This is a genomic window from Paenibacillus sp. FSL P4-0338 (assembly GCF_038002365.1).
Taxonomy (GTDB): domain Bacteria; phylum Bacillota; class Bacilli; order Paenibacillales; family Paenibacillaceae; genus Paenibacillus_AQ.
The window spans coordinates 2,154,974-2,166,307 of sequence record NZ_JBBOCG010000001.1; the positions used below are offsets into that span (position 1 = coordinate 2,154,974).

At 49.8% G+C, this 11,334-nt stretch carries 12 protein-coding genes; 4 read left to right on the forward strand and 8 right to left on the reverse strand.

The annotated features are described in order from the left end of the window. Positions 1-143: 143 nt before the first annotated feature. The 8 genes from MKZ07_RS09420 to sleB form a co-directional block, all read right to left on the reverse strand. A complete protein-coding gene (locus MKZ07_RS09420; RefSeq protein ID WP_179090467.1) occupies positions 144-305 on the reverse strand; it encodes a hypothetical protein in 162 nt (53 codons plus the stop codon). Between the two features lie 83 nt (positions 306-388). Next, entirely contained in the window at positions 389-1,336 is a 948-nt protein-coding gene (locus tag MKZ07_RS09425; RefSeq protein ID WP_341025616.1) for a RodZ domain-containing protein, read from the reverse strand. A 48-nt stretch (positions 1,337-1,384) separates the two neighbouring features. Further along, complete coding sequence (locus tag MKZ07_RS09430) at positions 1,385-2,152, reverse strand: DUF3388 domain-containing protein (protein ID WP_036692668.1); 768 nt, start codon at positions 2,150-2,152, stop codon at positions 1,385-1,387. Positions 2,153-2,299: 147 nt separating this feature from the next. Continuing rightward, on the reverse strand, positions 2,300-2,560 hold the full coding sequence (locus MKZ07_RS09435; protein ID WP_036692667.1) for a DUF3243 domain-containing protein: 261 nt from the start codon (positions 2,558-2,560) through the stop codon (positions 2,300-2,302). Positions 2,561-2,692: 132 nt separating this feature from the next. Beyond that, complete coding sequence (gene ymfI / locus MKZ07_RS09440; protein ID WP_036692664.1) at positions 2,693-3,460, reverse strand: elongation factor P 5-aminopentanone reductase; 768 nt, start codon at positions 3,458-3,460, stop codon at positions 2,693-2,695. Beyond that, positions 3,460-4,740 (reverse strand): EF-P 5-aminopentanol modification-associated protein YfmH, encoded by a 1,281-nt coding sequence (gene yfmH / locus MKZ07_RS09445; protein ID WP_341025617.1) that lies wholly within the window; start codon positions 4,738-4,740, stop codon positions 3,460-3,462. Before yfmH ends, ymfI begins: the two co-directional genes overlap by 1 nt. Before the next feature lie 2 nt (positions 4,741-4,742). After that, positions 4,743-6,023: an EF-P 5-aminopentanol modification-associated protein YfmF gene (yfmF, locus tag MKZ07_RS09450; RefSeq protein WP_445670277.1), complete on the reverse strand. Its 1,281-nt coding sequence runs from the start codon at positions 6,021-6,023 to the stop codon at positions 4,743-4,745. A 145-nt stretch (positions 6,024-6,168) separates the two neighbouring features. After that, positions 6,169-7,020: a spore cortex-lytic enzyme gene (gene sleB / locus MKZ07_RS09455; protein WP_036692692.1), complete on the reverse strand. Its 852-nt coding sequence runs from the start codon at positions 7,018-7,020 to the stop codon at positions 6,169-6,171. A gap of 172 nt (positions 7,021-7,192) precedes the next feature. Between sleB and MKZ07_RS09460 the strand changes: the two genes are divergently transcribed. The 4 genes from MKZ07_RS09460 to MKZ07_RS09470 all read left to right on the forward strand — a co-directional run bounded on the left by MKZ07_RS09460 (position 7,193) and on the right by MKZ07_RS09470 (position 11,285). After that, the gene (locus tag MKZ07_RS09460; protein WP_341025618.1) at positions 7,193-9,169 is read left to right on the forward strand and encodes an AraC family transcriptional regulator; all 1,977 of its coding nucleotides are present in this window, start codon (positions 7,193-7,195) and stop codon (positions 9,167-9,169) included. A gap of 196 nt (positions 9,170-9,365) precedes the next feature. Continuing rightward, a complete protein-coding gene (locus MKZ07_RS09465) occupies positions 9,366-9,911 on the forward strand; it encodes a DUF402 domain-containing protein (RefSeq protein ID WP_036692660.1) in 546 nt (181 codons plus the stop codon). A gap of 196 nt (positions 9,912-10,107) precedes the next feature. Beyond that, positions 10,108-10,410: a transposase gene (locus MKZ07_RS33545; protein WP_076160338.1), complete on the forward strand. Its 303-nt coding sequence runs from the start codon at positions 10,108-10,110 to the stop codon at positions 10,408-10,410. Continuing rightward, positions 10,332-11,285 (forward strand): IS3 family transposase, encoded by a 954-nt coding sequence (locus MKZ07_RS09470; protein WP_445260094.1) that lies wholly within the window; start codon positions 10,332-10,334, stop codon positions 11,283-11,285. Before MKZ07_RS33545 ends, MKZ07_RS09470 begins: the two co-directional genes overlap by 79 nt. Positions 11,286-11,334: the final 49 nt, after the last annotated feature.

The following is an 11,334-nucleotide window of genomic DNA, read 5'->3' on the forward strand; positions in this document are numbered from 1 at the left end:
GAAACGGCATTCCGTCCTTTGTAAGGACGGTACCGTTTCAGCGAGAAATAGAAGGAAAATTTACAGTGTGAACATATAAATTCTTATATTTGCACCTAAAAACACGCCTCCCGGAACCCGCCCGGGAGACGCTCACCTAAATATTATCTGCTGCGTGCAGGAGCCCGGAACATATCCAGAATCCCCAGCAGAACATGTGCCAGTCCAAAGCCCAGAATACCATATCCCCAGGCGCCCGGTGTCAAATAATACCCCAGGAGACTGACAATAATACCAAGCCCTGTTACAATCCAGCTGACGGTCATGAGAGAATACACCTCACTTTGGCGAGAAAACTGTTAAACACTTCTAGGTTCTCCAATCTGCCAAAGACTATACATTGGATCTACTATTCTCCGGTAGTACTCCCGCCAGTAGCGCCATCCGTCCCGCTATCCAGTTCAAGCAGCAGACGCGAGGAGGTTTTGCCGTCGGTGATTGCCTGTCCGTTGACCGAAATGGCCGTAGCCGGTGAATATCCCGACTTGATATACATGCCTTCGCTGTCCAGCGTGAAGCTGAGATTATCGCCGGCCTTGGTGTTCCCGAAGCTGAGCTTCTCCCCCTTGGAGTTCTCGCCCTTGTACACTTCAAGCCAGCTGACTCCGGTTGAGGCAATCACTACTTGAACCTGGCTTCCGGCAGGCGCAGAGACCTTATAGATCGTCGTCTTGCCCGATTTACGGTCTTGAGTAACGGTAACAGCCCCCGGAGCAGCCGATGGAGACGGCTCTGGAGTTACAGCAGGCGCAGTGGTTGCCGCCGCTCCTGCATCAGGTGTAGCTGCCGCATCTGCTGTCGCTGAAGGCACTGCACCTCCGCCAGCGGCAGTAGGTGAAGGCTTCACCTTGGCCGGATCTTGCGTTGCCGAAGTCATGTCTGCGGTATCCGCCTGCTTCGGGTCCTGTTGATTACTCGATGAAGTAGCATATAAATAGATGACCACCAGAATTAAAATCGGAAAGGTCCACATAAGCAAGGTCGGCAGCCACTTGGCGTTACGCTCCGTTTCAGGCTTGCGGCTCCGCTTCTGGATCACGGTCTCCATAGTAGTATCGACGGGGGCGGCAGGCATATTTCCGTGCTCCTCCATCAGTTCATCCGGGTTAACCCCGACTGCCTCGGCATAGGTTTTAATAAAGGCCCGGACATAAAAACTGCCCGGAAGCACTTTATAATCCCCTGCTTCGATGGCTTCCAAATATTTTTTTCGGATCTTTGTTACTTCCTGGACATCATCAAGACTCATCCCCTTTTGCAGACGAGCCTCCTTCAAATGCCGGCCCAGTTCCGACATACCATCACCTCCTGAATGTTGTGTGAGCAATGCTCCTGACTAAATATATTAAAGATCTTCACTGTAGCTTGTCGTAAACGACTCGTACAATATCTCTTCGTTCGGTGCGTTGCGCAGCTCAATAATGATATCGAAGTCATCGAAGGTGAATTCGGACTCCCGCACAAAAATATCAGGATGCTCAATCACCTTGGTGCTTGCCATACTCATGACATTTTGCAGCAGGTTATAATGCTTCTCGTTCGAGCGGATAGTGCTGACGATCCCGTCAATGATAAATACATTATGCGGATTCATTTCGTCTTCGGCGAGCTGGCTGCGGACCGTCTGGCGCAGAAGTGTTGAGGAGACAAACGTCCAGCGCTTCATCGCACAGACGCTGCCGGCAATGATTGATTCCGTCTTGCCTACCCGCGGCATGCCACGTAGTCCTATAACCTGATTACCTTCTTTTTTAAACACCTCACCGAGGAAATCCACCAGCAGCCCGAGCTCATCGCGGGTGAAGCGGAAGGTCTTACGGTCATCTGAATCACGGTCGATATACCGTCCATGCCGGACGGCCAACCGGTCTACAAGCCGCGGTGTACGGAGTGCCGTAACCGTTATATTATCAACTTTCTTGAGCATCTCGCCCATCAGCATGATCTTCTCATCGTCGCTTGTTTCCAGCAGCATTCCGCGCGTCTTGCCTTCTACGCCGTTAATCGTCAGAATATTGACTTCCAGCATACCCAGCATAGAAGCGATGTCGCCTAACAGACCGGGTCTGTTCTTATGTATCTTATACTCCATATACCATTGTTTATATTCCACTTGTGCGCACCTCATAGATTCCTTTTCCCTGCATGTTGTTTCAGATACACGGGTCATGTTAATGATATAGAAAAAAAAATTGAAAGGCAAGGACACGATTGTAATAATTGCAGAAAAGCTCCCGCAAGGGGAGCTTCTTCCGCGCAACTATGCGTTTTTCTTCGCCAGTTTGACCATGAGTCCGGCAATGGTATGCTTCTCATCATCCGTTCCGACATCCCACAGCTCTTTAATGGCCCGGTTGGAATAGTTGCCCGGATCGACCTTCTTGTCGAGGAATTCCCCGATTTCGAACGCCAGCTTGGTGATGGTCTCGTCGCTCATCCCCATTTTTTCGGCCTGAATGACCCGGTCTCCCAAAAAGCTTTTCCAGGTATCAAAGTTCTTCACTACGGAATCTGTTGACATCTTAAATCCTCCTCAGGTTTGTAATGATATTGAGATTTAGAAGCAACAGTTATAATATGTCTCAAGCCGGAAGTTCTTATGCTGGAGCATTTCTCCAGAGCAGGCTCATGGTTCCTGGCATTATACCGGTAATTAAGTAATCCAGCCGCCGTTCGGACTGATGACCTGCCCCGTAATATAACCCGATTCAGGCAGCGCCAGAAAATAAACAAGCGAGGATATATCCTCAGGGGTAGCCAGTCTCCCCGCAGGGATCTCGTCCTCCAGCATCTTCAGCTCATCCGCTTGCAAATTGGATAGCATGGCCGTGTGGACCGCTCCAGGCGCAACAGCGTTCACAGTGACCTTGGAGGGGGCCAGCTCCTTGGCGAGCGCCTTGGTAAAAGCATTCACTCCGCCCTTGCTTGCTGAATAAGCCACTTCACAGGATGCGCCCGAGATCCCCCATACGGAAGACACATTAATGATCCGGCCGTAACGCTGCGTGACCATATAAGGCATGAAAATCTGGCTGCACATGAAGGTGCCCTTCAGATTCACCGCCATGATATCGTCCCACTCCTCCTCGGTCAGATCGGCTAACATGCCATAATGAGCTTTCCCGGCATTATTGACCAGGATATCCGGCATCATGCCGCTGCTCTCCAGCCTTTCGGCCATGCGTACGAGCTGACTGCGGTCTTTCATGTCCGCCGCTACGGTCATTACCTTTGCCCCCAGCGCCAGACAGCGCCGGGCCACATCATTTGCCGCTTCATGCGAATTCATATAATGTATCACAATGTTCATTCCCACCGAGGCAAAACGCTCAGCGATCGCGCCGCCGATTCCCCCGCTGCCCCCGGTAATGAGCACTGTCATTTCGCCAATCGGTTTGCTGTCCTCTCCCGGTAACATCATTAAGGACTCACCACCAGCGACACGGCCAGCTGCTCCCAGTTCACATGGGCATGAAGCCGGACATTGACTTCATCCAGAGTGATCGATTCATACAGGGGAAGCACTTCAAACAGATCTCCTCCACTGAACTGGTACCGCGTGAACTCATGGGCAATGCTCTCCGGCGAATTCAGCATCCGCAGGAAGCCGCCGATTTTCTTTTTGCGGGCCCGTTCGAAATCCTTCTCCGCGAAGCCCGTCTCCAGAATACGTAGAACCTCTTCCTTAATCCGTTCAAGCAGCAGTCCCGGATCTTTGGTATCGCCGCCGATCGCCGAGAATGCATACTCCGCAGAGCTGTTAAATTCATGGCCGAAGCTGTCCGAGATCAACTCCTCGTCATAGAGCTTCTGATACAATGCCGTACTGCTGCCAAACAGCAGGTCCAGCATTAGCTTCGTGGTCAGATCACGGCGCACCGCTGCTTCACCGCTTAGACCATCCACCTTATCCTTGAATCCGAACATCATTTTGGGAATGGAAACAGCAAGTCTGCTCTCCACATGCTTTGAGGCTACCTGATCAGGCTCCTCCGCGAAGATACGAGTAATTTCACCCTGCTTCTCATAGCTCTTGCCCAGCTGATTGCTGCGGATCAGTTCAAATACCTGCTTGGGGTCCACCCCTCCGACAACGAACAACAGCATGTTGCTGGGATGATAGAAGGAATTGTAGCAGGTGTACAGCGTTTCCTTCGTGATGGTTGAGATGGATTCGATAGTTCCGGCAATATCAATGTGAACCGGGTGGGTAGCATACATCGCTTCAATCAGCCCGAAATAGACGCGCCAGTCTGGATTGTCGGCATACATATTGATTTCCTGCCCAATAATCCCCTTCTCCTTCTCCACGTTCTCATCGGTGAAATAAGGACGCTGCACAAAATCAACCAGGGTGCTGAGATTCTGTTCAATATTCTCTGTGGCCGAGAAAAGATAGACCGTCTGGTCGAAACTTGTGAAGGCGTTCGCCGATGCGCCATTGGACGCAAAGGTAGCAAATATGTCGCCTTCCGGCTCCTCGAACATTTTATGTTCCAGGAAGTGGGCAATTCCGTCCGGCACTGTAGTCTCCTCGCCGCCTGCAACCTTGAAGTGATTGTCTACTGATCCATATTTCGTGGCAAAGGTGGCGTAGGTTTTGAGAAAAGCCGGCTTCGGCAGCACATACACCTGCAGTCCGTTATCCATAACCTCGTGATAAATTGTTTCTTGAAGCCGTTCGTAATGGAGCTTCTCCATTCCTATTCCTCCTTCCCTGTCAGGAAATAAATCGTATCCAGCTCAAAAGTATCCGCAGCCGCCTTAACTTCAGCTGCCCCCATACCGTCAACCTGCTCCATCAGCTCCTGGGCAGAACGGTCTTTGCCGGATAGCTGGCGGTTGAAATCAAAGGAGATCATCTCAAACGCCGAATCCTGAATCTCGGACAACAGGTTGCGGATCATCGCCTTGGTCTGGCTAAGCTCCAGGTCAGTGATATTGCCGGCCTTCAGCTCATCCAGCTGCTTGCGGATAATATCAACGGCTTTGCCGTAGTTCTGGGTCTCAATCCCCGATTGAATCGTCCCGATGCCTTTATGCCCGTCATAACGGGAGGAGGCGTAATACGCCAGACTCTCCTTTTCACGCACGTTGACGAACAGCTTCGAATGCGGGTAACCGCCAAGAATGCCGTTGTACATCAGCGCGGAAGCGTACCGGTCATCTTTGTAGGTAATAGAGGTCCGCAGCCCCATATTCAGCTTGCCTTGATTCACATCCAGCTTCTCCTCCACCGTCCGCACTTCCGTAACCTTTACTGGAGTGAAGTCCGAGGTGTAGCCTCCAGCTTCAGAGTGATGGGCCCGGCCGAAATGAGCTGTCACCAGCTTCTCGACTTCCTCAGGTGTGGTGTCGCCCACTACATACAGATCGAGCGTAGCTCCATTCAGCCAGGAGGTATAGCTCTGGTACAGCGTCTCAGGCGTAATAGCATCCAGATCGGCCCGTTGGCCGAGGGGATGAAGCCGGTAAGGCTCTTTGCGGCACATTTCCTCAATGCAGCGTTCTGCCGCGTAGCGGATTTTATCATTCACAATGGATTCCAGCTTCTTGCGGATCGTCTCGCGTTCTGTAGCTACATAAGAAGCCCGGAAGCTTCCACTCTCAAGCAGGGGACGGGTCAATACCTCTCCCAGAAAGGCAAAGGATTCCCCAAGCAGGCTCTCCTTGCTCTGCACAAAGGAATCATTGATGGTATCCATCCGGAACTGGACAATCTGGTAATCCCCGCGTTTGTAAATATCGAAGCCAAAGCCTGCACCGTACAGCTCCTCCAGACGCTCACGGAATTGGGTAGTCTCCGGGTAGGACGCTGTCCCCCGGCGGAGTACAAACGGAACCAGTGCTGTTGAGGTTACTGTACTTTCTTCAAGCGGAACGCCTGCATACAGTGAGATGGCGAACGTCTTGAACGCCTTGGTCGGCAGAACATGTATACGCATGCCTGCGGCATGGCCATGTTGAAATCCATTATTAGTCAAGTCCAAAACTCCTTTGCAGCGTGGATTGATGCTCTATAACAAGTTTATGAAGTATTATCCATTCTAAACCATTCCAAAGTAAGGAAGCAACCGGAGGACAGCGTACCGGTTGCTCTTACGGAGGGTTGTATACAGACACTTTAAGCTACATGCAGAAGATATGTTGGCCGATTGTCTTCACCTGCGGACGGGACCAAATCCACTTGGAGGTCGCCGTCTTGGGATTGAAGTAATAGATACAGCCGCCCGACGGGTCCCAGCCACTCAGTGCCTGCTGTACTGCTTTGCGTGCCTGTTCATTAGGCTCCAGATAGATCTGGCCGTCAGCTACGGCGGTGAAGGCTCCCGGCTGGAAAATGACGCCCGAAGGCGTGTTCGGGAAGCTTGGGGATTTCACACGGTTGAGAATGACTGCAGCTACGGCCACCTGACCTTCAAAAGGCTCCCCGCGTGACTCGCCGTAAACCGCATTAGCCATGATCTTGAGGTCATTTTCGGACAGGCCCATCGTATTGCCGGAGGCCAGCTCAGCCGTATTGGATTTGGCCGCAGCTGCGCCGGAGGGCGCTTTTTTCTGGGCGGTAGTTGCCCCCGGTGCTGTCGGCTTCCAGGCTGTAGTCGCATTGTACAGCTTAAGCTTCGTCTTGGCCCCGACCACCCCGTCAGACTTCAGGCCGAATTTCCACTGGAACCAGGTGACGGCATTTTTGGTTTTGGTCCCGAACTGACTGTCAATCTTCCCGTTAAAATAACCCAGGTGCTTCAATCTTCCCTGAAGCTCATAGACATCCTGCCCCGAGGAGCCTACCATAAGCGGAGTTGTGCCGAACACAGGCATGACTTCCTCCTCTTCATCAGGGATGTCTGCGGCAACCTGTTCTGCTGCATATGGCTTGGCAAAGATCAAATCATGATCTTTGAAGACTGCACCTGCAAACGGTGCAGCTGCAAGGGCAAGGGTAACTGCGGCAATGATCCACTGCTTATGTTTTGTCATGGGATTCGCTCTACCTTTCTCTTGGAAGTTCTGCATGAATGGCTAAAGTTATTATGACGACTGGCAGGACTTCCTATGCATGACCGCAAAGCAGGGAACGGTAAATCCATTGCAACTGAGAACGATTATCAACTATACTTGAGCTAAGAAACAACAGGAGTTGAGAAGAAACATGGATTTTAAGGACCATATTGTACTGTGGAATCATGCTACTGTAGAAGTTATCGATATCCGCAAGGCCTCGTTCACTTCTGGACAACTTCCGCTGAAGTACCGCCTTCCGGCTAGTACATACCTTTATATCGTTCGCGGCAGCGCAAGTGTGCTTATAGATGACAGCCCCTATGAAGTAAGCGGCGCAAATGTATTTCACGGGGGCAAAGGTACCATTATCAAATTGCTGAAAACACAGGAAATAATGGATTATTACCTTATTATGTACCGTTCAACGTTAACCCTGCCCGCCCGGCGCAACCTAACAGCGCTTCTGGAACGCAGCAGACCTTTTACCGGAACCTATCACTTCAGTCCTGTCTATCCCCTTCCGCTGTATGAGATTCTAGACCGGATGTATGGTGATTGGCAGACACGCCGCACCCTGGAACATCTGCATGTCAAAGCCCTGTTCTATCAATGGGTCCATGAGCTGCTTCATCAGATGCAGGGGCAGGAGCTGCACCCGCTTAGAGCAGATGTGCTCGACCAGGCTGTACGCTATATGCACGATTCTTACAACAGGCCGTTCACCCTGGATACATTTGCCGGCACTCTGGGCACCAGCCCGAGGACATTATCAAGGTTATTCCGCAAGCGGCTTCAGACTAGCCCTGCCCAATATCTGGTTCAGATTCGCATGGACAAAGCCCGTGAGCTGTTGCTGGGCACAGAGTCCACACTGCATGATATTGCTGCTGCTGTAGGCTACCCGGATGCATATTCTTTTGGCAAAATGTTCAAGAAGCACTTCGGAAACTCGCCGGTGAGGTACAAAAATTCTATGCAGGCTGCTTTACCTTGGCGGGATATGCCATCTGCGCTGTCTGCATATGACATTGCCCGTGAAGGAACTCTCCGATATATTGATGATGATAATCATTATCAATATGAACTAAAAGGAGCGTCATCCATGTTCAGAACGGCCAAGCCATCTCTAATGTTTACCTTGTTGTTATGCTTCACCATAGTATTAAGTGCCTGTGCCTCAGGGAATACCGGTTCTAACGCAGCAGGCAATGCCAGCCCATCGCCGGCCTCTTCTCCTGCAGCCACATCACTCGCCACAACTTCTCCAGACCACACCGCAGCCGAGGCACAGACCCGGACAATCGCTACTGTAAAAGGAGACATCGAGGTGCCCGCCGATCCTCAGCGTGTCGTTGTGCTGTACTTGCTGGGCGATGTTCTGGCGCTGGGCATTATGCCCGTAGGTGTGTCTAGTGTAAATGAAGGCGCTGCGTTCGAGAACGAATTGAAGGATGTACAGAAGCTGGGAAGTTGGTTCGAGGCCAGCCCGGAAGCTGTCTTATCACTTGATCCCGATCTGATTATCGTTCCATCCGAGGAGACCTACAATGCATTGCATGACATTGCACCCACCGTGCTGGTGCCTTATGAGAAAATGACTACCGCTGAGCGGGTCAGCTTCATTGGATACACTCTTAACAAAGAAGATCAGGCCACCAGCCTCTTAAACGACTTCAATGCCAAGGTGGAGAACAGTAAGCAGAAGCTGCAGGAAGCGGGAATTCTAGATTCGACGATCTCCATCATGGAAGGCGGCGAAAACCGCAGTATGTTGGTGATTATGAGCAAACAGTATGGCCGGGGTTCACAGGTCTTATATGAATATCTTGGCATGAAGGCACCGGAGAAAATTCAGCAAAAAATAGATAGCAAGACTGATGTAGGCGGCGAGTCTGTATCCTTTGAAGTCATTTCCGATTACAGCGGAGATTATATCTTCCGTTCATCCTATGACGGGATGACTGATCTGACGGGGGACCCGCTCTGGAACAGCATTCCGGCAGTCAAGGAAGGCCGGCTGATGAATATCGACTTCGGATTATCTTACTATAATGATATCTACTCCCTGAATGCACAGCTGGATTACATGGTTGAGCATTTGCTTGCAGCACCGCGGGTGAAGTAATACCAATGGCATCATTCGCAAAATAAACGTAGGCACAAATCAAACAGAGCAGCGCTCCCCTTATATTGGAGAATCGCTGCTCTGTTTTTAGATGTAAAACATCCTATAATAAGGTCTTTTATATAAATATTGTTGCTGATTCTCCGCTTTGATACAATGAGGAAAGAATACTTCTTAGGAGAAGGGAGTTGTACATTTGAAAAGAAAATATGGAGACCGTTCAGATTGGAAACGTGTATTGGAAAGAGAATACGCCCAGTCATATCTTGAAACGGATAATTTTAAAGGCTACTTATCACTTCTGAAGATTGCCAAAGTTAAAGAGCCGTTGTACGTAAAATACTTTGATCAAAAGGTTTGCATTGTAAATGATGGTTATTCGTGGCTTCAACAATTCCCTCTTGATAAGCATCATTCAGTGACTACAATGTTTGACGAGCAAGGGCAAATTGTACAGTGGTATATTGATATATGCTATAGGAATGGTGTAAGTGAGGATAACGTGCCTTGGATGGACGATTTGTTCTTAGATATTGTCGTTTTGCCGTCAGGTGAAGTAATCCAAAAGGATTCGGATGAACTCGATGAAGCATTGCTTCAGGGCAGAATTGACAGCTCTCTATATAACCTCGCAAGACAAGAGGCAGACTTAATTAATTCCCTTATCAAAGACGGGAAATTCACCTTGTTGCAGCTTTCAGAGCAACATCAAGATATTCCTGTACATATACTCCAAACGTAAGCCTGATAAAAAATGAACAACTCACCAATTTATGCTGGGATTGTTCGGGACACATAACATCAATGTTATCGAAAAGAACCTTAAAATAAAAAGCTGTCCCAAGCAGCAAATTGGTATTATCCCCTTGAAGTAGACACTCGAAAAAAAACTCATGTGTTAACATGAGGAAATGAGTGAACTTGGAGGGGATTTTGGTATGGCCAAAAAGGGACAAGTATTTCAATCGTACACAGAGGAATTCAAGAAAGAGGCCATTCAAGCCTATTGTACAGGAGGTGAGAGCTATAAGGTCGTCTCCGACAGGTTGGGAATTGTGAACTGTACCCAGCTTAAAGTATGGGTAAAGAAATATCGGAATGGGGAGCCACTCGATACACAAAAAGGGGCAACAAGCCCTTTAAAAGGACGTCCACGTTCTACATTTGCCAGTATAGAAGAAGAACGAGATTACTTAAAGGCACAGGTGGACTACTTAAAAAAGCGGTATCCAAATCTGTAAAGGGAGGGAAGCTTGGACTACACGACAAATACGCCGTCATTGAAGAACTACGTGACCAACATCGCATCACCCGCCTATTAGCCATTGCAGAGGTATCGCGGGCAAATTACTACAAGTGGCGAGGTGCACAGGTTCGACGAATGGATGCCTATGAGCAAGAGCACGCCATGAAAGAGCATATGGTAGCTATTCACCTGGCTCATCCCTATTTCGGGTACCCTCGAATGCAGGCAGCCCTGCGGGAGGCAGGCTACCTCGTCAACCACAAGAAGGTATGGAGGCTCATGAAAGAGCTATCGATCCAGTCCGTCATTCGCAAGAAAAGGAGTCGTGCGCGCTCCGCTCCTTCCGTGGTCTACCCGAACCGATTAAAGCGTAAGTTTCATGCGACAGCACCTCAGCAGAAGCTAGTAACGGACATCACGTATATCTCAGACGGCACCCGCTTTTATGATCTGTCTGCGATTCAGGACCTCTTTAACAATGAGATTGTAGCTTGGCAGATCTCGGAGCGAAACGACGTAAACCTCGTCATGGATACGGTTGAACAGTGGACGCGGAAAAGAGACGTGTCTGAGGCCGTGCTCCATTCGGACCAAGGCTTTCAGTACACGTCTCAGGCGTACAACACACGATTAGAGGCATTCGGCGTCAAGGGCAGCCACTCTCGCAAAGCAACCTGCCTGGATAACGCCTGCATCGAATCCTTCTTTTCGCATCTGAAGACAGAAAAGTTGTACCTTCACCAGTGTAAGTCAGAAGCAGAGATTCATCAAGCAGTTGAGGAGTATATCTACTTTTACAATTACCAACGTTTTCAGGCGAAACTGAAACAGCGCGCGCCGATTGAGTATCGACACGCGCTGGCTGCTTAGTTTTTTCTTCTGTCTACTTGACAGGGGTATGACCAAATGGCTTGCGGGA

Coding starts and splice junctions, on each gene's coding strand:
- MKZ07_RS09420 (WP_179090467.1), bottom strand. CDS start 305: ATGACCGTCAGCTGGATTGTAACAGGGCTTGGTATTATTGTCAGTCTC.
- MKZ07_RS09425 (WP_341025616.1), bottom strand. CDS start 1,336: ATGTCGGAACTGGGCCGGCATTTGAAGGAGGCTCGTCTGCAAAAGGGG.
- MKZ07_RS09435 (WP_036692667.1), bottom strand. CDS start 2,560: ATGTCAACAGATTCCGTAGTGAAGAACTTTGATACCTGGAAAAGCTTT.
- ymfI (WP_036692664.1), bottom strand. CDS start 3,460: ATGATGTTACCGGGAGAGGACAGCAAACCGATTGGCGAAATGACAGTG.
- yfmH (WP_341025617.1), bottom strand. CDS start 4,740: ATGGAGAAGCTCCATTACGAACGGCTTCAAGAAACAATTTATCACGAG.
- sleB (WP_036692692.1), bottom strand. CDS start 7,020: ATGACAAAACATAAGCAGTGGATCATTGCCGCAGTTACCCTTGCCCTT.
- MKZ07_RS09460 (WP_341025618.1), top strand. CDS start 7,193: ATGGATTTTAAGGACCATATTGTACTGTGGAATCATGCTACTGTAGAA.
- MKZ07_RS33545 (WP_076160338.1), top strand. CDS start 10,108: ATGGCCAAAAAGGGACAAGTATTTCAATCGTACACAGAGGAATTCAAG.